2 protein-coding genes are annotated in these 24,561 nt (G+C 72.5%); both read left to right on the top strand.

Annotation, left to right across the window (positions count from 1 at the left end; translation table 11 throughout):
* Position 1 precedes the first annotated feature (1 nt).
* Positions 2-12,391 carry a type I polyketide synthase gene (locus JK364_RS04860; protein ID WP_201847810.1) on the top strand — a complete coding sequence of 4,130 codons (12,390 nt, stop codon included), beginning with the start codon at positions 2-4 and terminating at the stop codon, positions 12,389-12,391.
* Between the two features lie 42 nt (positions 12,392-12,433).
* On the top strand, positions 12,434-24,532 hold the full coding sequence (locus JK364_RS04855) for a type I polyketide synthase (RefSeq protein WP_201847808.1): 12,099 nt from the start codon (positions 12,434-12,436) through the stop codon (positions 24,530-24,532).
* The last annotated feature ends 29 nt before the right edge of the window (positions 24,533-24,561 follow it).

Raw genomic sequence — 24,561 nt, 5'->3', positions numbered from 1 at the left:
GATGTCGGGTACCGAAGAGAAGCTCCGCCAGTACCTCAAGAAGGTCACGGCCGATCTGGGGCAGACGCGTCGGCGGCTTCGCGAGATGGAGGAGCGTTCCCAGGAGCCGGTGGCCATCGTCAGCATGGCCTGCCGGTTTCCCGGCGGAATCACCTCGCCCGAGGACCTGTGGCGGCTGGTCGCCTCGCGCGGGGACGCGATCGGGGAGTTCCCCACCGACCGCGGCTGGGACCTGTCCGGGCTGTTCCACCCGGACCCCGACCACTCCGGCACCAGCTATGTCCGCCACGGCGGATTCCTCGACCGGGCCGACGGCTTCGACGCCACCTTCTTCGGCATCAGCCCGCGCGAGGCCCTCGCGGCCGAACCCCAGCAGCGCCAACTGCTGGAAGTCGCCTGGGAATTGCTCGAACGTGCCGGAATCGACCCCACCTCACTGAAGGGCACCCCCACCGGGGTCTACGCGGGCGCCGGAATCCTGGGCTTCGGCACCCCGCAGATCGAAAAGAGCGCGGAAGGATATCTGCTCACCGGAAACACCCTGAGCGTCGTCTCGGGGCGGGTGGCCTTCACCCTCGGGCTGGAGGGGCCCGCGGTGACGGTGGATACGGCGTGTTCGTCGTCGCTGGTCGCGATGCATCTGGCCTGCCAGGCACTGCGGCAGGGGGAGTGCACCCTGGCCCTGGCCGGTGGCGTGACCGTCATGACCACCCCGAACACCTTCGTCGAGTTCTCCCGCCAGCGCGGCCTCGCCCCCGACGGCCGCTGCAAGCCCTTCGCGGCCGCCGCGGACGGCACGGGCTTCTCGGAGGGCGTGGGACTCCTGCTGCTGGAACGGCTCTCCGACGCACAGCGCAACGGCCACCAGGTGCTGGCGGTGCTCCGGGGCTCGGCCATCAACCAGGACGGTGCGTCGAACGGGCTCACCGCGCCGAACGGCCCATCGCAGCAGCGGGTGATCCGCCAGGCACTGATCAACGCGCAGCTGTCGTCCGCCGAGGTAGATGCGGTGGAGGCCCATGGCACGGGCACCACGCTCGGCGACCCGATCGAGGCCGAGGCGCTGCTCGCCGCGTACGGCCAGGACCGGGCGGAGGACCGGCCACTGTGGCTCGGCTCGCTGAAGTCCAACATCGGCCATACGCAGGGTGCGGCGGGTGTGGCCGGTGTCATCAAGATGGTGATGGCCCTCCGCCATCAACTGCTGCCCGCCACGCTGCACGTCGATGAGCCGACCCCGCACGCGGACTGGTCCGGCGGTGCGGTGCGGTTGCTCACGGACCCGGTGGAGTGGCCGAGGAACGAGCGGCCACGCCGCGCCGGGGTGTCCGCGTTCGGGATCAGCGGCACCAATGCGCATGTGATCGTGGAGCAGGCTCCTGAGGAGGATGCGTCGGAGCCGTCCTCTGAGGTGGGCGGGGTGGTTCCGTGGGTGGTGTCGGGGCGGGGTGTGGAGGCGTTGCGGGGGCAGGCTGCGGCGTTGGGTGAGTGGGTGGGTGGTGTGTCTGGGCTTTCGTTGGTTGACGTGGGGTGGTCGTTGGTCACTGCGCGGTCGGTGTTTGAGCATCGGGCGGTGGTGGTGGGTGGTGATCGTGCTGGGTTGTTGGCGGGTGTGGAGGCGTTGGCGGGGGGTGTGTCGCATCCGGGTGTGGTGGAGTCGGGTGCGGCGGCGTTGACGGGTGATGTGGGTCCGGTGTTGGTGTTTCCGGGTCAGGGTTCGCAGTGGGTGGGGATGGGTGCGGAGCTGCTTGAGGTGTCGCCGGTGTTCGCGGGGCGGGTTGCGGAGTGTGAGCGGGCGTTGGCGCCGTTTGTGGAGTGGTCGCTTTCGGATGTGTTGGGTGGGGTGGAGGGTGCGGCGGATTTGGGGCGGGTGGATGTGGTGCAGCCGGTGTTGTGGGCGGTGATGGTGTCGTTGGCCGCGGTGTGGGCCGGGCATGGCGTACGTCCTGCGGCGGTGGTGGGTCACAGTCAGGGTGAGATCGCGGCGGCTGTGGTCGCGGGTGCGCTGTCCCTGGAGGATGGCGCCAAGGTCGTGGCGTTGCGGAGCAGGGCGTTGCGGCGGTTGGCCGGTGGTGGGGCGATGGCGTCGCTCGGTGTGGGTCAGGAGCGGGCGGGGCAGTTGCTGTCGGAGCTTGGTGATCGGGCCGCTGGTGTGGGTGTGGCGGCTGTCAACGGGCCCTCCTCCACCGTGATTTCTGGTCCGCCGGTCCAGGTGGCCGCTGTGGTGGCCGTGTGTCAGGAGGCGGGCGAGCGGGGGCGGCTGATCGAGGTGGACTATGCCTCGCATGGTCCTCAGGTGGATGAGATCCGCGAGGAGTTGAACGACGTTTTGGCCGGTGTTCGTCCGGTCGTCGGCGGCGCGGATGAGGTGGCGTTCTATTCGGCGGTGACCGGTGGCCGGGCCGATGCATCCGTCCTGGATGCGGACTATTGGGTGCGGAATCTGCGGGAGCGGGTGCGGTTCGCCGATGCCGTCGAGGCTCTGCTGTCCGATGGGCATCGGGTGTTCATCGAGGCCAGTACTCACCCCGTGCTGATCCTCGGCTTGCAGGAGACCTTTGAGCAAGTAGGTGTGGACGCGGTCGCCGTACCGACCCTGCGTCGCGATCACGGTGGCCAGGTCCAGCTCCTCCACTCTCTCGGCCAGGCGTTCATCGCCGGGGTCGAGGTCGACTGGAAGGCGGCGTTCCCGGCCGACCCCACCCCCCGTACGGTCGATCTGCCCACGTACGCCTTCCAGCACCAGCGTTACTGGATGAACGCCTCGGGCGCGACTGGTGACCCCAGCGGCCTCGGTCTGGTCGCCGCGGACCATCCGTTGCTGGGCGCCGCCGTGGAGTTGGCTGATGGGAGCACCCATCTGCTCACCGGGCGCATCGCGGCCGGTGGCGGTGGCGGCGGCTGGCTCGGCGAGCACATCGTGGCGGACACCGCCCTGGCCCCGGGCGCGGCGCTGGTGGAGTGGGCGTTGCGAGCGGCCGACGAGGTCGGTTGTGGTGGGGTCGAGGAGCTGGCGCTGCAAGTGCCGTTGGTGCTGCCCGAGTCAGGCGGATTGCGCATCCAGGTGGTGGTGGGCGCCGCGGCGGAGGACGGGCGGCGCGATGTGCGGATCTACTCACGTCCGGATGGCGAGGTCGACTCGGGTCCCGACGTGGGCTGGGTGTGCCACGCCGAGGGGGTGCTGAGCCCGGCGCTGGAAGGCGCGGAACCGTCGGCCGAGGGACTGGGCGGGACATGGCCTCCGGTGGGTGCGCAATCGGTGGATCTGGACGGGTTCTACGAGCGCTCCGCGGCGGCGGGGTATGCGTACGGGCCGTCGTTCCGGGGACTGCGCGCCATGTGGCGGGACGGTGCGGACCTGCTGGCCGAGGTGTCGCTGCCCGAGGCGGCGGGCGACGCGGACGGGTTCGGCATCCACCCGGCGCTGCTCGACGCGGCCCTGCACCCGGCCCTCCTGCTCGACACGGGGTCCGACCAGGAGCGGGACAGCGGCCAGGTGTGGTTGCCGTTCGCCTGGAACGGGGTCTCGCTGTGGGCCGCTGGAGCCAGCACCGTACGCGTTCGGCTGTCCCCGCATCGGGGCGGTGCCGAGGGTGAGCGCGGGCTGCGCCTGGTGGCGGCCGATGCCGTGGGCGACCCCGTTCTGACGGTCGACTCCCTGGTGACGCGACAGGCGGCCGTAGAGCAGCTGCGGGCTGGGACAACGCGTGGTGTGGACGGTCTGTTCGTCCTGGACTGGACCCCACTGCCGCAGCCGACACTGTCGCAGCCGACGGGGACCGGCGGGCCGGTGGCCGATCGCGGCAGCTGGGCGGTGCTGGCGGCCGAGGGCGCCGGCCCGGATCTGGAGGCGTTGCTCGCGGGGCTCGATGACGGGAAGCCGGCTCCGGCCCTGGTGCTCGCCGAGTTCCCGCGCCCGGACGCCGATGCCGACATCGTGGCCGACCTGGCGACTGCTGGTCTGGCGATGGCACAGCGGGCTCTCGCGCTGGTGCAGCAGTGGCTTGCCGAACCACGGCTTGCCGATGCCCGGTTGGTCGTGGTGACGCGTGGCGCGGTCGCCGTCGCCGACACCGAGAGCGGTACGGATGTGGCCGCCGCCGCGCTCTGGGGTCTTCTGCGGAGCGCTCAGGCGGAGAACCCGGGGCGTTTCCTGCTGCTCGACCTCGACCTCGACCTTGACCTCGACCTCGGCTTCGACCCGGCGGCCGATGCGAGCGCGGACAACGTGCGGGACGCCGTCGCGCGGGCGGTGGACCTGGACGAGCCGCAGTTGGCCGTGCGGGATGGACGGGCGTGGGTGCCACGGCTGATCCGTGCCTCCGTCGACAGCGGTCCGGAGGGGCGGGACGACCCGGTAGCGCTCGATCCCGACGGCACCGTGCTGGTGACGGGCGGCACCGGCACCCTGGGCGGCCTGGTGGCCGAACATCTGGTGCGCACCTGGCAGGTCGGCCATCTGCTCCTGGTGAGCCGTCGCGGGCCGGACGCCCCGGGAGCTCACGAACTGGCCGCGCGTTTGGAGGAGTTGGGCGCACCGGTGCGGATCGCCGCCGTGGACGTCACGGACGCGTCGGCGGTGGCCGAACTCGTGGCGGGGATCGACGCCGACCATCCGTTGACCGGTGTCATCCATGCCACGGGGCTGCTCGACGACGCGGTGGTGACCTCCCAGACACCCGAACGGTTGGCCCGGGTGTGGGCGGCCAAGGCGATGGGTGCGGCGCATCTGCACACCGCCACCGCCGATCTTCCGCTCTCCCTGTTCGCGATGTTCTCGTCGGCCGCCGGCGTCCTGGGCAGCCCGGGACAGGCCAACTACGCGGCGGCGAACGCCTTTTGCGACGCCCTCGCCGCCCACCGCCAGGCCCATGGCCTCCCGGGGCTGTCGGTGGCCTGGGGCCTGTGGGCCCGGTCCAGCGAGCTGACCGGAAAGCTCGCCGCGACGGACCGGGCCCGGATGTCCCGCTCGGGCATCACCGCGATGTCCAGCGAGAAGGCGCTGGGCCTGCTCGATGCCGCCTGTGCACAGGGCAACTCTCTCTGTGTCGCCGCCGCCGTCGACACGGCCGGGGTGGCTCGTCAGGATCTTCCGGCGGTGCTGCGGGGGTTGGTGTCCGGCAGGACCGCGCGCCGGATGGCGGCCGGTGAGACGGGGACCTCGGGGTTGGCGGCTGAGTTGGTGGGGTTGGATGCGGCTGGTCGGTTGGGTGTGGTGGTGGATGTGGTGCGGGGTGGGGTGGCGGTGGTGTTGGGGTTTGGTTCGTTGGGTGAGGTGCGGGTGGATGCGGCGTTCAAGGAGTTGGGCTTTGATTCGTTGACGGCGGTGGAGTTGCGTAATCGGTTGTCGGTGGTGACGGGGTTGCGGTTGCCGGCGACGTTGGTGTTCGACTATCCGACGCCTCGTGCGCTGGCGGAGTATCTGTGCACCCGGCTGAGCGGCGAGACCGTAAGCTCCCGTGCTCCCCTCGCGGTGCGGGGCGACACGGACGAGCCGATCGCCATCGTCGCGATGACCTGCCGCTTCCCGGGCGGGGTCAGCTCCCCGGAGGAGCTCTGGGAGCTCGTCGCCTCGGGCCGTGACGCCATCGGGGAGTTTCCGACCGGCCGGGGCTGGGACCTGGACGGGCTCTTCCACCCCGACCCCGACCACCCCGGCACCTCGTACGCGCGCAAAGGCGGGTTCCTGTACGACGCGGACGCGTTCGACGCGGCGTTCTTCGGGATCAATCCGCGGGAGGCGCTGGCCACCGATCCGCAGCAGCGGTTGCTGTTGGAGGCGTCGTGGGAGGTGCTGGAGCGGGCGGGGATCGACCCGGTGTCGTTGAAGGGCAGCCCGACCGGGGTCTACGCGGGCGTGATGTACCACGACTACGCCGCCGGACTCAGCGGCGGCGACGCACGGCTGGAGGGCTACGCCATGCTGGCCAGCTCCGGCAGTGTGGTCTCGGGCCGGGTGGCGTACACGCTGGGCTTCGAGGGTCCGGCGGTGACGGTGGATACGGCGTGTTCGTCGTCGTTGGTGGCGATGCATCTCGCGGCGCAGGCGTTGCGGCAGGGGGAGTGCACCCTGGCCCTGGCCGGTGGCGTCACGGTGATGGCCACCCCGGATGTGTTCACCGGTTTCTCCCGCCAGCGCGGTCTGGCCCCCGATGGCCGCTGCAAGCCCTTCGCCGCTGCGGCCGATGGCACCGGCTGGAGCGAGGGTGTGGGCGTTCTGCTGCTGGAACGGCTGTCGGACGCCCGCCGCAACGGCCATGACGTCCTGGCCGTGATCCGTGGCTCCGCCGTCAACCAGGACGGTGCGTCCAACGGGCTCACCGCGCCCAACGGCCCCTCCCAGCAGCGGGTGATCCGGCAGGCCCTGGCGAGCGCCGGTCTGTCGCCGTCCGACGTCGATGCGGTGGAGGCACACGGTACGGGTACCACGCTGGGTGACCCGATCGAGGCGCAGGCACTGCTGGCCACCTACGGTCAGGAACGCCCGGCCGAGCAGCCGCTGCTGCTGGGCTCGATCAAGTCCAACATCGGCCATGCCCAGGCGGCGGCGGGTGTCGCGGGCGTCATCAAGATGGTGCAGGCGATCAGACACGGAACGATGCCCGCCTCCCTGCACATTGACGAGCCCACTCCCCATGTGGACTGGGAGAGCGGTGCGGTGCGGCTGCTGACCGAGCCGGTGGAGTGGCGCGACGACGAGCGACCGCGCCGGGCCGGGGTGTCCTCCTTCGGCGCCTCCGGCACCAATGCCCATCTCCTCTTGGAGCAGGCCCCCGAGCCGGTCGAGCGCGTCACGACCGAGCCCGTGGCCTCCCCCGACCACCTACCGGCCGTCCCATGGATGCTGTCCGCGCGGAGCGCGGAGGCGCTGCGTGGCCAGGCCGCCGCGCTGGCCGAACGGGTGGCCGGGCACGAGGAGATGTCGATGGTCGAGGTGGGCTGGTCCCTCGCGACCACCCGGTCGCTGTTCGAGCACCGGGCGGTGGCGTTGGGCGATGACCGAGCCGAGCTGCTGGCCGCCGTGGAGGCGCTGGCCACCGGTGAACCCCATCCGGGTGTGGTGCTCCCCGGCAGCGGAGCGGCGGCGGGCAAGACCGTATGGCTCTTCAGCGGTCAGGGCAGCCAGCGCCAGGGGATGGGGGCCGGGCTGTACGACCGGTTCCCGGTGTTCGCCACCGCGTTCGACGAGGTCTGCGGGCTGCTCGACCCCCACCTGGAACATCCCCTCCGCGACGTGGTCTTCCACGGTGTGGCCGAGCGGCCGGGGCTGTTGGACCACACCACCTACGCCCAGGCGGGGCTGTTCGCGCTGCACATCGCCTTGGCACGGCTGCTCGACTCGTTCGGGGTACGCGCGGACGCCGTCATCGGGCATTCGATCGGCGAGATCGCCGCCGCCCATGTCGCCGGGGTCTTCGACCTCCCCGACGCCTGCCGACTCGTGGCCGCCCGCGCCACGCTCATGGGCGAACTCCCCACCGGCGGAGGCATGGCCACCATCGCCGCCACCGCCGAGGAACTCGCCGAGGATCTGGCGGCTTACGACGGCCAGGTGGGCATCGCCGCCCTGAACACCCCCGGCAACACCGTGGTCTCCGGTCCGATCGAGCTGGTCGCCGACATCCGTGCCTCCTGGGCGGCGCAGGGCCGCAAGACCAGGCCGCTGACGGTCAGCCACGCCTTCCACTCCCCGCTGATGGACCCGATCCTGGAGCCGTTCGCGCAGGCCATCGGCGGCCTGACCTTCCACCGGCCCACCCTTCTGGTGCTCAGCAACCTCACCGGGGAGCCGGCCGCCGAGGAGTTGGCCACACCGGACTACTGGGTGCGGCACATCCGCCGGCCCGTGCGATTCCACCCCGCCGTCGCTCATATCGCGCCCGAAACGGGTGTCTTCCTCGAGCTCGGCCCCGACCCCGTCCTGGCCACCGCGACCCAGCACACCCTTCAGCACCTCGCCGCCGACGAGGCGACGGCCGACACCGACGGGGGCGAGGGCGGGACCGGGCGGCCGAGCCCGCTGGTGGCGGCCACCCTGAGCCGTAAACGGCCCGATGCCCACGCGCTCGGCCACACCCTCGCTCAGCTGCACACCCATGGCACCGATGTCGACTGGGCACGCTGGTTCCCGGCCGATCCGGCACCCCGGACGGTCGATCTGCCGACGTACGCCTTCCAGCGCGAGCGCTACTGGCTGGCGGCGGGCGGTGGCGTCGGGGACGTGGGGGCCGCCGGGCTGCAGCGCGTCGAGCACCCACATCTGCCGGCGGCCGTCGGGCTCGCCGACGGCGGGCTGGTGCTGACCGGCCGGATCTCGGCCAGGGGTGCCGGGGGTGCCGGGGATGCCGGGGGCTGGCTGGCCGAGCATGTGATGGTGGGCGCCGTGCTGGCGCCGGGCGCGGCGCTGGTGGAGTGGGCACTGCGGGCAGCCGACGAGGCGGGTTGCGGCCGGGTGGAGGAGCTGGCGCTCCAGATCCCGCTCGTCCTCCCCGCGTCTGGCGGGTTGCGCGTCCAGGTGGTCGCCGGCGTGGCCACCGAGGACGGGCGGCGCGATGTGGGGGTGTACTCCCGGCCCGACCGCGATGTCGAGCCCGGCGCCGACCCGGGCTGGGTATGCCACGCCGAGGGCATCCTGGGCCCGCCGTCTCCACAGGGCCCCGCGCGGGGGCCGGAGGACGAGCCGGGGCGGGCGTGGCCTCCGGTGGGCGCGGAGCCCGTACGGCTCGACGGGTTCTACGAGCGCGCCGAGGCGTCCGGATACGCGTACGGGCCGTCGTTCCGTGGACTGCGGGCGGTATGGCGGGACGGCGCCGATGTACTCGCCGAAGTGGCACTGCCCGAGGCCGCCGGAGACCCGGAGGGGTTCGGTATCCACCCGGCGCTGCTGGATGCCGCGCTGCATTCGGCGTTGCTCCTGGACCGGACCGAGGAGGACCACGACGATGGCCGGGTGTGGCTGCCGTTCGCCTGGAACGGCGTATCGCTGTGGGCGGGCGGTGCTACGACCGTACGGGTCCGACTCTCGCCCCAGCGGCGGGAGGCGGGCGGTGCCGAGGGCGAGCGCGGGCTGCGGGTCGAGGTGGCCGACGCCGTCGGCGGTCCGGTGCTGACCGTCGACTCGCTGGTGATGCGACCGGCCGCCGTCGACCAGCTGCGGACCTCCGGCGGGCCGCGGGTGGACGGGCTGTTCACCCTGGAGTGGACGCCCCTGCCCGTTCCCGCACAGGACACCGATGCGGGAGGCCAGGAGCCGGATTCGGCAGACCGTGGCAGCGGTTGGGTGGTTTTGGGACCGCAGGAGCGCGGGCCGATCGTGCCGGACGCGGTACGCCATCCGCATCTGGAGGCGTTGGTGTCCGCCCTCGACGGTGGCGACCCCGTTCCCCCGGTGGCCATCGCGTATCTGCCCGCCCTCGGCGACACGTCCGAGCGGCACATCGGCACGGACCTGGCGGCCGACGGTCTGGCGGCCTCGGAGTGGGCGTTGGAGCTGGCGCGGGGTTGGCTGGCCGAGCCTCGGCTGGCCGACGCCCTGCTGGTGGTGGTCACCCGGGGGGCCGTCGCGATCGACGCAACCGAGGCGGAGGCCCCCGGAGACGGCGGCGTGGACATGGCCGGGGCCGCCGTGTGCGGGCTGGTGCGCAGTGCGCAGGCGGAGAACCCGGGACGGTTCCTTCTGGTCGATCTCGACCCGGATGCCGAGCCGCTCGCGGAGGGTGTGCGCAGCGCGGTGGCGTGTGCCGCGCACCTGGACGAGCCGCAGGTCGCGCTGCGGGCGGGGCGGCTCCGGGTGCCCCGGCTGATGCGCGCCGGCGGTGTGAGCAGCGGCGGTGTGGCCGCACTGGTGGGACAGCCCGCATGGCGGCTGGAGCTGACCGGCGCGGCCACGGTGGAGAACGTGCAGCCGGTGCCGTGCCCGGAGGTGCTCGAGCCCCTCGGACCGCATCAGGTGCGGGTGGCGGTGCACGCGGCCGGTATCAACTTCCGCGACGCACTCATCAGTTTGGGCATGGTCCCGGGCCAGACCGGGCTCGGTGGAGAGGGTGCCGGCGTGGTGCTGGACATCGGCCCCGAAGTGACCGGGCTCGCCGTGGGCGACCGGGTCATGGGGGTCTTCGACCGCGCGTTCGGCCCGACGGCGGTGACCGACGCCCGTATGGTGGCGCCCGTTCCCGCCGGGTGGACCTATCCGCAGGCGGCCGCGGTGCCGGTGGCGTACCTGACCGCCTGGTACGGGCTCGTGGAGCTGGCCGGGCTCCGGGCCGGGGAGTCGGTCCTGATCCATGCCGCGACCGGCGGTGTGGGCATGGCGGCCGTGCGGATCGCCCGCCACCTGGGAGCGGAGGTCTACGCGACGGCGAGTCCGGCGAAGCACGGGGTGCTGGAGGAGATGGGCGTCGATGCGGCCCATCGGGCCTCGTCGCGCGATCTGGACTTCGAGGAGGTGTTCCGGGGGGCCACCGGCGGACGTGGCGTCGATGTGGTGCTCAACAGCCTCGCCGGGCCCTTCGTGGACGCCTCCCTGCGGCTGCTGGCCGAGGGCGGCCGGCTGATGGAGATGGGCAAGACCGACCTCCGTGACCCCGAGCGCGTCGCGGAAGAGCACCCGGGAGTGGCGTACCAGATCTACGACCTGGTCACTGACGCGGGACCCGAACGCATCGGCCGGATGCTGGCCGAACTGGGCGAGCTGTTCACCACGGGGGCGGCCGGGGCCGCCGGAGGTACTGGTGCCGCTGAGGTTGCCGGTGCCGCCAAGGCCGCGGGGGCTACCGGGGCCGCCGTGGGTGCCGGAGGTGCCCGGGCCGCCGGAGCCACCGGTGCCGCCGAGCTCACCGCAGCCACCGGAGGCACCGCAGCCACCGGAGACGCCCGAGCCACCGGCGCCACCGGAGCTATCATCCGAGCCACCGCAGCCCTGCCGCCGCTGCCGGTGCGGACCTGGCCGCTGAGCCGGACACGTGAGGCGCTGCGCCACCTCAGCCAGGCCAAGCACACCGGCAAGCTGGTCCTGGACGTCCCCGCCCCCGTGGACCCGGACGGCACGGTGCTCATCACCGGTGGCACCGGCACACTGGGCGCCCTGGTCGCCGAACACCTCGTACGGGTCTGGCGAATCGGGCATCTGCTGCTGGTGAGCCGCCGGGGCCCGGACGCGCCGGGCGCCCAGGACCTCGTCGCCCGGCTGACCGCCCTGGGCGCGCGAGTACGCATCGTCGCGGCCGATGTCACAGACGCGACAGCCGTGGCCGAGCTGGTGGCGGGGGTCGATCCCGAGCGTCCGCTGACCGCGGTCATCCATGCCGCGGGTGTGCTGGACGACGCGGTCGTCACCGCGCAGACTCCCGAGCGACTGGCGCGGGTCTGGGCGGCGAAGGCCACCGCCGCGGCGCATCTGCACACCGCGACGGCACATCTGCGCCTGGGCGCGTTCGTGCTGTTCTCGTCGGCCGCCGGGGTCATGGGCAGCCCGGGACAGGCCAACTACGCGGCGGCCAACGCCTTCTGCGACGCGCTCGCGGCCCACCGCCAGGCGCTGGGCCTGCCAACGGTCTCGGTGGCGTGGGGCCTATGGGCCGAGGCCAGCGAGATGACCGGCGGCCTCGCCGACGCGGACCTGGCCCGGATGTCCCGCTCGGGTGTCACCGCGATGGCCGCGGGCCACGCCCTCCGGCTGCTCGACGCGGCGTCCGAGCACGGTGGCCACCAGCTGATCGCGGCGGATATGGACACTCGTGTCCTCGCCGCCCAGCCCGCCGAGGGCCTCCCGGCCACGCTCCGCGCCCTCGCCGCCTCGGGGGCCGGTGGCGCGGCGGCACGGCGTACGGCGGCGGCAGCCGGCGCGCGGCCGGACGACTGGGCCGACCGGCTGGCGGGGCTGTCCGCCGCGGAACAGCACCGCGCCGTCCTCCAGTTGGTCCGTGGCCATGTGGCCACCGTGCTCGGACACGCCGACGCCGAGGCGGTGCAGGCGGACACCAACTTCAAGGAGCTGGGCTTCGACTCGTTGACCGCCGTCGAACTGCGCAACCGGCTCGCCGCCGCCACCGGTCTGCGTCTGCCCGCGGCCCTCGTCTTCGACTATCCGGACGCGGCGGTGCTCGCCGACTACCTGCTGGAGCGCATCGCTCCGGCGGTCGGCGCCACACCGGGCCGGGGAGGCGCCGATCCGGTCCTCAACGAACTGGCCAGGCTCGAAGCCACCCTGCTCGGCCTCCAGATGGAAGACGACGACTCGGGGGCGGTCACGGCACGGCTCGAAGGCCTGCTGGCGAAGTGGAAGGCGACACGAAAGCCGGCGGAGGAAGAGATGACCGCCGCGGAGAGGCTGGAGTCCGCGTCCGCGGCCCAGGTTCTCGACTTCATCGACAACGAACTGGGCGTGTCCTGAATGTGCCGGGCGCGACGACCGCTGAGGGCCGGGTGAAACCTCATGGTGAACGTGAATGAAGAGAAGCTGGTCGAGTATCTCAAGCGCGTTTCCGCGGATCTGCACGATACGCGCCTGCGTTTGCGTGAGGTGGAGGAGCGATACCAGGAGCCGATCGCGGTCGTGAGCATCGCCTGTCGGTTCCCGGGCGGGGTGAACACGCCCGAGGACCTGTGGCGGCTGGTCGCGGGCGGTGTGGACGCCATCGGGGACTTCCCCACCGACCGCGGCTGGGACCTCGACAGCCTCTACCACCCGGACCCGGACCACCCCGGCACCACGTATGTCCGCCGGGGCGGATTCCTCTACGACGCCGACCGATTCGACCCGCGGTTCTTCGGCATCAGCCCGCGCGAGGCGCTCGCCACCAGCCCCCAGCAGCGACTGCTGCTGGAAACCGCCTGGGAGGCATGCGAACGGGCGGGAATCGACCCGGTGTCCCTCAAGGGCTCCCGGACGGGCGTCTACGCCGGTACGGCCACCACCGGTGGCACCACATCGGGTGACCTTCCGCAGAAGGGATCCGAGGGATACGCGGGCAACGCACCGAGCCTGCTCTCGGGCCGGGTGTCCTACACCCTCGGTCTGGAGGGACCGGCCGTCACGGTGGAGACGGCGTGTTCGTCCTCCCTGGTCGCGATCCATCTGGCCTGCCAGGCACTGCGGCAGGAGGAGTGCGCCCTGGCCCTGGCCGGCGGGGTGACGGTGATGACCACCCCCGAGGTGTTCACCGGCTTCTCCCGGCAGCGGGGGCTGTCCCCGGACGGGCGGTGCAAGGCGTTCTCGGCGAATGCCGACGGAACGGGCTGGGGCGAAGGCGTCGGCCTGGTACTGCTGGAGCGGCTGTCCGACGCCCGGCGCAACGGTCATCGGGTCCTGGCGGTGATCCGGGGCTCGGCCATCAACCAGGACGGCGCCAGCAATGGCTTCACCGCGCCGAACGGCCCATCGCAGCAGCGGGTGATCCGCCAGGCCCTCGCCAGTGCCCGGCTGGCCCCGTCCGAGGTGGACGCGGTGGAGGCGCATGGCACGGGCACCAAGCTGGGCGACCCGATCGAGGCCGACGCGCTGATCGCCACGTACGGCCGCGACCGGGCGGAGGACCGGCCACTGTGGCTCGGCTCGCTGAAGTCCAACATCGGCCATACGCAGGGTGCGGCGGGTGTGGCCGGTGTCATCAAGATGGTGATGGCCCTGCGGCACGACGTACTCCCGGCCACCCTCCACGCCGAGGAGCTGACCCCGCATGTGGAGTGGGACGGCGGCGGTGTACGGCTGCTGACCGAGCCGGTGGAGTGGCCGAACGGTGAGCGCCCGCGCCGGGCCGGTGTGTCGTCCTTCGGGATCAGCGGCACCAATGCGCATGTGATCGTGGAGCAGGCTCCTGAGGAGGATGCGTCGGAGCCGTCCTCTGAGGTGGGCACGGTTCCGTGGGTGGTGTCGGGTCGGAGTGTGGAGGCGTTGCGGGGGCAGGCTGCGGCGTTGGCTGAGCGGGTGGGGTGCGTGTCTGGGCTGTCGTTCGTCGATGTGGGGTGGTCGTTGGTCACTGCGCGGTCGGTGTTTGAGCATCGGGCGGTGGTGGTGGGTGCTGACCGTGTGGAGCTGTTGGCGGGTGTGGAGGCGTTGGCGGGGGGTGTGTCGCATCCGGGTGTGGTGCAGTCGGGTGCGGCGGCGTTGACGGGAAATGTAGGGCCGGTGCTGGTCTTTCCCGGTCAGGGTTCGCAGTGGGTGGGGATGGGCGCCGAGCTGCTGGAAGCGTCGCCGGTGTTCGCGGCCCGGGTGGCCGAGTGTGAGCGGGCGCTGACGCCGTATGTGGACTGGTCGCTCACGGACGTACTGCGTGGCGCGGAGGGTGCGGCGGATCTGGGCCGGGTGGATGTGGTCCAGCCTGTCCTGTGGGCCGTGATGGTGTCGTTGGCGGCGGTGTGGGCCGGGCATGGCGTACGTCCTGCGGCGGTGGTGGGCCACAGCCAGGGGGAGATCGCGGCGGCTGTCGTCGCGGGGGCGCTGTCTTTGGAGGACGGTGCCAAAGTCGTGGCTTTGCGTAGCAAGGCGCTGCGGCGGTTGGCCGGTGGTGGGGCGATGGCGTCGCTCGGTGTGGGTCAGGAGCGGGCGGGGCAGTTGCTGTCGGAGCTTGGGGATCGGGCCGCCGGTGTGGGTGTGGCGGCCGTCAACGGACCCTCCTCCACCGTGATTTCGGGTCGGCCGGTTCAGGTGGCCGCTGTCGTGGCCGTATGTCAGGAGGCGGGCGAGCGGGCGCGGCTGATCGAGGTGGACTACGCCTCGCACGGCCCCCAGGTGGAGGAGATCCGCGATGAGTTGACGCGGGTGCTGGAGGGCGTCCGTCCGCTCGATACGTCCGGTTCGGATACGGCGTTCTACTCGACCGTGACCGGCGGCCGTGCCGTTACCACCGACTTGGACGCCGCCTACTGGGTGACCAATCTCCGTGAGCGGGTGCGGTTCACCGATGCCGTTCAGGCGCTGCTGGTGGCCGGGCATCGGGTGTTCATCGAGGCCAGCACCCACCCCGTGCTCACCCTCGGTCTGCAGGAGATCTTCGAGGAAGCCGAGATCCCGGCCGTCACCGTGCCCACCCTGCGCCGCGAGCACGGCGGCCGGGCCCAGCTCCTCCACTCGCTCGCCCAGGCGTTCACCGCCGGGGTGGACGTCGACTGGAGGGCCGTGTTCCCGGGTGACCCCGCCCCTCGTACGGTCGATCTGCCCACGTATGCCTTCCAGCGCCAACGCTACTGGGCCACCGCCACCGGCGGGATTGGTGATGTGGGTGCCGCGGGGCTGCAGCGGGTGGAGCATCCGTTGTTGCGGGCGGCGGTGGGCCTTGCCGATGGCGGGCTGGTGCTGACCGGTCGGGTTTCGGCCACCGGCGGCGACGGCTGGCTCGGTGACCATGTGGTCGCGGGAGCGTCGCTGGTGCCGGGTGCGGCGCTGGTGGAGTGGGCGCTGCGGGCGGCCGATGAGGCGGGCTGTGGCGGCATCGAGGAACTCGCGCTGCAGGTGCCGTTGGTGCTGCCGGAGACGGGCGGGCTGCGGGTGCAGATCGTGGTGGGCGAGGCCGCCGAGGACGGGCGGCGCGAGGTGCGGGTGTACTCCCGGCCCGACCGCGATGCCGAGCCCGGCGCCGATCCGGACTGGGTGGCCCATGCGGAGGGTGTCCTGAGCCCGGCGGCCGCGCCGGGCGCGGCCGGGGAGTTGGCGGGAGTCTGGCCTCCCGAGGGCGCGAAGCCGGTGGACGTCGAGGGCTTCTACGAGCATGCCGCGGCGTCGGGCTATGCGTACGGGCCGTCGTTCCACGGGGTGCGCACCGTGTGGCGGGACGGTGCGGACCTGCTGGCCGAGGTGGCGCTGCCCGAGGCGGCCGGGGACGCGGACGGATTCGGCATCCATCCGGCGCTGCTCGACGCCGCCCTGCATCCCATGCTGCTCGCCGCCGGCATCGAGTCGGCCGACGATGCCGGGGTGAGGCTGCCGTTCGCCTGGAACGGCGTGTCGTTGTGGGCCACGGAGGCGACCACGGTCCGGGTCCGGCTCTCGCCCCATCGGGACGGTGCGGCGGGGGAGCGCGGGTTGCGGGTGGTCGTGGCCGATGGCATGGGTGCCCCGGTGCTCACGGTCGACTCCCTGACGATGCGTGCCGCCGACCCCCGTCAGCTGCGATCCGTGGGCGGACGTGGCGTCGAGGGGCTGTTCACGCTGGACTGGATTCCGATGCGCGACGTGCCGGACGCGGACGCCTCCGACGCCATGGGCTGGGTCGTACTGGGCGAGGACGCGCTGCACCTGGCCGAGGAGCCCGGACTCGGTGGCGGAGGAGTGGTGTGCCACCCGGGTCTCGACGTGCTGGTCGCCGCGCTCGACGACGGTACGCCACCTCCCGCGTTCGCCGTGACCTACCTGCCTGCCGACGGTGGCCCGGCGGACGCCGGAGCCGCGGCCAGGGCGGCTGATGGCTTGGCCGCCGTCGGCCACGCGCTGGAGTTGGTGCGGGGGTGGCTGGCCGAACCACGGCTGGCCGAAGCCCGGTTGGTGGTGGTGACACGTGGCGCGGTGTCGACCGGCGACCCTGATGAAGGCGGGGATTCCGGCGACGGAGAGCTGAATGTGGCCGCCGCGGGGCTCTGGGGGCTGCTGCGGAGCGCACAGGCGGAACACCCGGACCGATTCGTCCTCCTCGACCTTCACCAGGCCATCGATCCGGCCGCGGGTGAGGTGGCGGACGCCGTGGTCCGTGCCGTACGGGCGGATGAGCCACAGGCGGCGCTGCGCACCGGGGGGCCGATGGTGCCCCGGCTGATGCGGGCGCGGGCCACCGACGGTGCCGACGAGGCGGAATCCGGCGGGCCGACCCCTGGTGGCCTCGACCCGGATGGCACGGTGCTGATCACCGGTGGTACGGGTCTGCTGGGCGGTCTGGTGGCCGAGCATCTCGTACGTACGTGGCAGGTCAAGCATCTGGTGCTGGTCAGCCGACGTGGCTCGGACGCGCCCGGCGCACCGGAGTTGGCCGAGCGGCTGAGCGATCTGGGTGCGCGGGTGCGCATCGCCGCGGTGGATGTCACGGACGCGGACGCGGTGGCCGGGGCGGTGGCCGGTATCGACCCGGCGCATCCGCTGACCGGTGTCATTCATGCGGCGGGGCTGCTGGATGACGCGGTGGTCACCTCGCAGACGCGGGAACAGGTGGCGCGGGTGTGGGCGGCGAAGGCCACGGCGGCCGCCCATCTGCACACCGCCACGGCGGATCTTCCGCTCCGCATGTTTGTGATGTTCTCCTCGGCCGCCGGAGTCGTGGGCAACGCGGGTCAGGCCGGATACGCGGCGGCGAACGCGTTTGCCGACGCGCTGGTGGCCCATCGGCGGGCGCTCGGGCTGTCCGGGCTTTCCCTGGCCTGGGGGCTGTGGGCGCGGGCCAGCGAGATGACCGGGCATATGGGCCGGTCGGATCTGACGCGGCTGCGCGGAATGAGGCCGTTGTCGTCCGAGCGCGGGCTGGCCCTGCTGGACGCCGCATGCCGGTTCGCGAACCCGCTGATGGTGGCCGTGGACTTCGACCCGGCCGGGGTGGCCGGTGAGGATCTTCCGGCGGTGTTGCGGGGGTTGGTGTCCGGTCGTACTCGGCGGCGGGCCGCCGAGGGTGGTCCGTCGGCCTCGGGGTTGGCGGCTGAGTTGGTGGGGTTGGATGCGGCTGGTCGGTTGGGTGTGGTGGTGGATGTGGTGCGGGGTGGGGTGGCGGTGGTGTTGGGGTTTGGTTCGTTGGGTGAGGTGCGGGTGGATGCGGCGTTCAAGGAGTTGGGTTTTGATTCGTTGACGGCGGTGGAGTTGCGTAATCGGTTGTCGGTGGTGACGGGGTTGCGGTTGCCGGCGACGTTGGTGTTCGACTATCCGACGCCTCGGGCGCTGGCGGAGTATCTGTGCACCCGGCTGACCGGTGGGACCGCGGCCTCCGGCGCTCCCCTCGCGGTGCGGGCCGACGTGGACGACCCCGTGGCAATCATCGGCATGACCTGCCGTTTCCCGGGAGGTGCGAACTCCCCCGAAACGCTCTGGGACCTGGTCGCCTCGGGGAAGGACGTGATCGGGGAGTTTCCGACCGGCCGCGGCTGGGACCTGGATGGGCTGTTCCATCCGGACCCCGATCACCCGGGCACCAGCTATGCCAACGAGGGTGCTTTCCTTTATGACGCGGACGCGTTCGACGCGGCGTTCTTCGGGATCAATCCGCGGGAGGCGCTGGCCACGGATCCGCAGCAGCGGTTGCTGTTGGAGGCGTCGTGGGAGGTGCTGGAGCGGGCGGGGATCGACCCGGTGTCGTTGAAGGGCAGCCCGACCGGTGTCTACGCGGGCGTGATGTACCACGACTACGCCGCCGGGCTCAGCGGCGGCGGCGCGGATGTGAAGCTCGAGGGCTATGCGATGCTCGCGGGTTCGGGCAGTGTGGTCTCGGGTCGGGTGGCGTACACGCTGGGCTTCGAGGGTCCGGCGGTGACGGTGGATACGGCGTGTTCGTCGTCGTTGGTGGCGATGCATCTCGCGGCGCAGGCGTTGCGGCAGGGGGAGTGCACCCTGGCCCTGGCCGGTGGGGTGACGGTGATGGCCACCCCGGATGTGTTCACCGGTTTCTCCCGTCAGCGCGGTCTGGCCCCCGATGGCCGCTGCAAGCCCTTCGCGGCGGCCGCCGACGGGACGGGCTGGGGCGAGGGCGTGGGCGTTCTGCTGCTGGAACGGTTGTCGGACGCCCGCCGCAACGATCATGAGGTACTGGCGGTGATCCGTGGTTCGGCGGTCAACCAGGACGGCGCGTCCAACGGGTTGACGGCGCCGAACGGCCCGTCGCAGCAGCGGGTGATCCGGCAGGCCCTGGCGAGCGCCGGACTGTCGGCATCGGATGTCGATGCGGTGGAGGCGCACGGTACGGGTACCACGCTGGGCGATCCGATCGAGGCGCAGGCACTGCTGGCCACCTACGGTCAGGAACGCCCGGCCGAGCAGCCGCTGCTGCTGGGCTCGATCAAGTCCAACATCGGGCATACGCAGGCGGCGGCGGGTGTCGCGGGTGTCATCAAGATGGTGCAGGGCATGCGCCATGGAATGCTGCCCGCCTCGCTGCATATCGACGAGCCGAGCCCGCATGTGGACTGGGAGAGCGGTGCGGTGCGGCTGCTGACCGAGGCGGCGGAGTGGCCGAACGGTGAGCGCCCGCGCCGGGCCGGGGTGTCCTCGTTCGGCGCCTCCGGCACCAATGCCCATGTGATCCTGGAGCAGGTTCCCGAGGAGGACGGGCCGGAGGCGGAGGCGGTCTCCTCCGACATGGGCACGGTCTCGTGGGTGCTCTCGGCGCGCAGCGCGGAGGCGCTGCGCGGCCAGGCCGCCGCTCTGGCCGAGCGGGTGGGCGGCGCATCCGAGCTCTCGCCCGTCGATGTGGGGTGGTCGTTGGTCACCACGCGATCGGTGTTCGAGCACCGAGCGGTGGTGGTGGGCGATGACCGTGCGGAGCTGTTGGCCGCCGTGGAGGCGTTGGCGGCGGATGTGTCGCATCCGGGTGTGGTGCGGTCGGGCACGGCGGCGCTGACGGGTGACGTGGGTCCGGTGCTCGTCTTCCCCGGCCAGGGTTCGCAATGGGCCGGTATGGGCGCCGAGTTGCTGGAAGCCTCGCCGGTGTTCGCGGCCCGGGTGGCCGAGTGCGAGCGGGCACTGGCGCCGTACGCGGACTGGTCGCTCACGGACGTACTGCGTGGCGCGGAGGGTGCGGCGGATCTGGGCCGGGTGGATGTGGTCCAGCCGGTGTTGTGGGCGGTGATGGTGTCGTTGGCCGCGGTGTGGGCAGGACATGGCGTACGTCCCGCGGCGGTGGTGGGCCACAGCCAGGGTGAGATCGCGGCGGCTGTCGTCGCGGGGGCGCTGTCGTTGGAGGACGGTGCCAAGGTCGTGGCGCTGCGGAGCAAGGCGCTGCGGCGGTTGGCCGGGGGCGGGGCGATGGCGTCGCTCGGTGTGGGCCAGGAGCGGGCGGGTCAACTGCTCTCCGACCTGGGAAACCGAGCCGGAGGCGTGGGCGTCGCAGCCGTCAACGGCCCCTTCTCCACCGTGATTTCCGGGCCGCCGGAGCAGGTGGCCGCTGTCGTTGCCGCGTGCCAGGACGCGGGGGAGCGGGCGCGGCTGATCGAGGTGGACTACGCCTCGCACGGTCCTCAAGTGGACGAGATCCGCGAGGAGTTGAACGAGCTCCTGGCCGGTGTCCACCCGCTCGACACGTCCGGTTCGGGTACGGCGTTCTACTCGACCGTGACCGGTGGCCGGGCCGACGGCTCCGTCCTGGATACGGACTACTGGGTGCGGAACCTCCGTGAGCGGGTGCGGTTCACCGATGCCGTTCAGGCGCTGCTGGCGGACGGGCACCGGGTGTTCATCGAGGCAAGCACCCACCCCGTGCTCACCCTCGGTCTGCAGGAGACCTTCGAGGAAGCCGAGATCCCGGCCGTCACCGTGCCCACCCTGCGCCGCGAGCACGGCGGCCGGGCCCAGCTCCTCCACTCGCTCGCCCAGGCGTTCACCGCCGGAGCCGACGTCGACTGGACCACCCTGTACCCGGGTTCCCCGACGCCCCGCGTGGTCGCCCTGCCCACCTACGCGTTCCAGCGCGAGCGCTACTGGCTCGACGGCCACGGCGGACGCGCCGGCGACCCGGCCGACCTGGGGCTGGTCTCCGCCGGACATCCGCTGCTGGGCGCCGCCGTGGAACTCGCCGATGGCCGTGGCCATGTGCTGACGGGCCGGATTTCGGCGCGTACGCACACCTGGCTCGGTGAGCATGTGGTGGCGGACGCGGTGCTGGTCCCGGGCGCGGCGCTGGCCGAGTGGGCACTGCGGGCGGCCGATGAGGTCGGCTGTGGCGGTGTGGATGAGCTGGCGCTGCACATGCCACTCGTCCTGCCGCCGTCGGGCGCGCTGCGGGTGCAGATCGTGGTGGGCGAGGCCGCCGAGGACGGGCGGCGCGAGGTGCGGGTGTACTCCCGGCCCGCCGCCGGTGAAGGAGAGGCCGCCGCCACGGGGTGGGTGTGCCATGCGGAGGGCGTGCTGAGCCCGCCACCGGACCGTTCCGACGAGGTGCCGGGCCTGGGCGGGGCGTGGCCTCCGGCCGGTGCGGCATCGCTCGGCGTCGACGGGTTCTACGACCGGGTCGCGGCCTCGGGCTATGGCTACGGGCCGTCCTTCCAGGGGCTGCGGGCCGTGTGGCGGGACGGGGCCGATGTGTGCGCGGAGGTAGTCCTGCCCGAGGCCGCCGGGGAGCGGGCCGGGTTCGGTATCCATCCGGCGCTGCTGGACGCCGCGCTGCATCCCGCCCTGCTGATCGACCGGCTCGATACGCACGATGACACCGAGACGACCGGTGACGAACCCACCGATGGCCGGGTCTGGCTGCCATTCGCCTGGAACGGCGTGGCGTTGTGGGCGGCCGGGGCGACCACGGTCCGGGTACGTCTCTCTCCCCACCAGGAGACCGCCGAGGGCGAGCGCGCCCTGCGGCTGACCGTGGCCGACGCCGTCGGCGCCCCGGTGCTGACCGTCGACTCCGTGGCGATGCGGCCCGCGAGCGTCGACCAGCTGCGGGCGGCGGTGGCCCCCGGCAGCCATGCCACGGACAGTCTGTTCACCGTCGAGTGGACTCCCCTGCCGCTCGCGGCCGGGGCCGGAGAGCCGGCGGCCGGGGCCGGAGAGCCGGCGGCCGGGGACGACGGCTGGGCGGTCCTGGGGGCCGACGGCCACCCGGATCCGGCCGCGCTCGTCGCGGCACTCGATGACGACGAGCCCGCACCGCCCGTCGTTCTCGCCGATCTGACCGACCTGAGCGGGCCCACCGCTCAGGACGAGGCGTCGGCCGAGGCGCTGGCGGCGACCGAAGGGGCGCTGGAGCTGGTGCGGGGCTGGCTGGCCGAACCGCGGCTGGCGGATGCCCGGCTGGTGGTGGTCACGCGAGGCGCGGTCGCGGTGGACGGCCCCGAGAGCACCGCCCGGGTGGACCTGGCCGCGGCCGCCGTATGGGGCCTCGTACGCAGCGCACAGTCGGAGCACCCCGGCCGCTTCGTCCTCCTCGACCGCGACGATGAGCCCGACTCCCGAGCCGAACCGCACACCGACGCCGTGCGCATCGCCGTGGCGCGCGCCGTGGAGATGGACGAGCCCCAGCTGGCCCTGCGCGCCGGTCGGGCCCTCGTGCCCCGCCTGGTTCACGCCGGTACCGGTGGCGCGGGGCTGGTGGGCCCCGTGGCGCAGCCGGAGGCATGGCGGCTGGACACAGCGGGCACGGCGACCCTGGAGAACGTCGTACCGGTGCCCTGCCCCGAGGTGCTGGAGCCCCTGGGAGCGGGCCAGGTGCGGATCGCGGTACGCGCCGCCGGTGTCAACTTCCGTGATGTCGTGGTCAGTTTGGGCATGGTGCCCGGCCAGACCGGACTCGGCGGAGAGGGCGCCGGAGTCGTGGTGGACATCGGCCCCGAGGTGACCCACGTATCCGTGGGCGACCGCGTCATGGGCGTCCTCGACCAGTCGTTCGGACCGCTCGCGGTCACCGACGCGCGGTTGCTGGCGCCGATCCCGGACGGCTGGAGCTTCCGGCAGGCCGCGGCCGTACCGGTGGCCTGTCTGACCGCCTGGTACGGACTGACGGACCTCGCCGGGCTGCGCCCCGGGGAGTCGGTGCTGATCCATGCGGCGACCGGTGGGGTGGGAACGGCCGCGGTGCGGATGGCACGGCACCTTGGCGCGGAGGTCTACGCGACGGCGAGCCCGGCGAAGCACGGGGTCCTCGAGGCGATGGGCATCGATGCGGCCCACCGGGCCTCGTCGCGCGACCTGGACTTCGAGGAGGCGTTCCGGGAGGCCACCGGCGGACGTGGCGTCGATGTGGTGCTCAACAGCCTCGCCGGCCCCTTCGTCGATGCCTCGCTCCGCCTCCTCCGCGCGGGCGGGCGGCTTCTGGAGATGGGCAAGACCGACATCCGCGAACCGGAGCCGATCGCGGCCGAGCACCCCGGGGTGACCTATCGGGCCTACGACCTGATCACCCACGCCGGTCCGGACCGTATCGGCGAAATGCTGCGCGAACTGGGTGAGTTGTTCGCCTCCGGTGCGCTCGAACCGCCCCCGGTCCATGCGTGGCCGCTCAGCCGGGCGCGTGCGGCGTTGCGGTATCTCAGCCAGGCCAAGCACACCGGCAAGCTGGTCCTGGACGTCCCCGCCCCGGTGGACCCGGACGGCACCGTGCTCATCACCGGCGGCACCGGAACCCTCGGCGCGCTGGTGGCCGAACATCTCGTCCGCGCCTGGCACATCCGCCATCTGCTGCTGGTGAGCCGCGGTGGCCCCGACGCACCCGGGGCCAAGGAACTGGTGGCCCAGCTCGCCGACCTGGGCGCCGAGGCCCGGATCGAGGCGGTGGACGTGACCGACGGCGCCGCGGTGCACGACCTCGTCGCGGGCATCGACCCGGCACACCCCCTGACCGGTGTCGTCCACGCGGCGGGTGTACTGGACGATGCGGTCGTCACCTCGCAGACCCCGGAGCGTCTGGCCAGGGTGTGGGGTCCGAAGGCCACGGCCGCGGCCCATCTCCACACCGCCACCGCACATCTGCGGCTCGGCATGTTCGTGATGTTCTCCTCGGCCGCGGGCGTGCTGGGCAGCCCGGCCCAGGCCAACTACGCGGCGGCCAACGCCTATTGCGACGCCCTGGCCGTCCACCGCCAGGCCATGGGCCTCCCGGCGGTGTCGGTGGCCTGGGGGCTGTGGGCCGATGCCAGTGGTATGACCGGGCATCTGGACGAGGCGGACCTGGCCAGGATGTCCCGCTCCGGCATCGCCGCCATGTCCGGCGAGCAGGCGCTGGGGCTGATGGACGCCGCCTGCTGGCACGGCAACCCGCGACCCGCGGCCGTACGGCTCGACCTCCGGACCCTGGCCGCCCAGCCCGCGGACACGCTGCCCGCCCTGCTGCGTACGCTCCTCGACAGCGGGACGACCACCCGTCGTACCGCCGCCACCGGGGCGCCCGCCGCCGGTCTGGTCGCCCAGCTCACGGCGGTGCCCGCGGAGGAGCGGCACCGGATCCTGCTCACGCTGGTGCGCACGCAGGCCGCGGCGGTGCTGGGCCACACCGACGCCGGGGCGGTGTCCGGTGACACCCCGTTCAAGGACCTGGGCTTCGACTCGCTGACCGGCGTCGAACTGCGCAACCGGCTCGCCGCCGCCACCGGGCTGCGGCTGCCCGCCACCGTCGTCTTCAGGCATCCGACGCCCTCGGCCATCGCCGCCGAACTGCGTGAGCGGCTGTGCCCCGCGCGGCCGGACACCTCGGCGCCCGTCTTCGGCGAGCTGGAGCGGCTGGAGGCGGCCATGGCGGGGCTCGGTGCCCACGACGAGGTCCGCGGCCGGCTGGCGAAGCGCCTGGAAGCGCTGCTGTGGCGGCTCAACGACGACACACCGGCCGAGGCCACCGGCGAGCACCGCCCCGCCGCGGACGACGGCGCCCTCGACTCCGCGTCGGACGACGAGTTGTTCGAGTTCATCGACAGGGAACTGCCCTCTTGACCGTGAGTGAGGCTTGATCGTGAGTGAGG

It is taken from the genome of Streptomyces endocoffeicus, from assembly GCF_016741935.1.
GTDB classification, from domain to species: Bacteria; Actinomycetota; Actinomycetes; order Streptomycetales; family Streptomycetaceae; genus Streptomyces; species Streptomyces endocoffeicus.
Note: the sequence above shows the minus strand (reverse complement) of the source record. Positions and strands in the feature narration are given on the sequence as shown.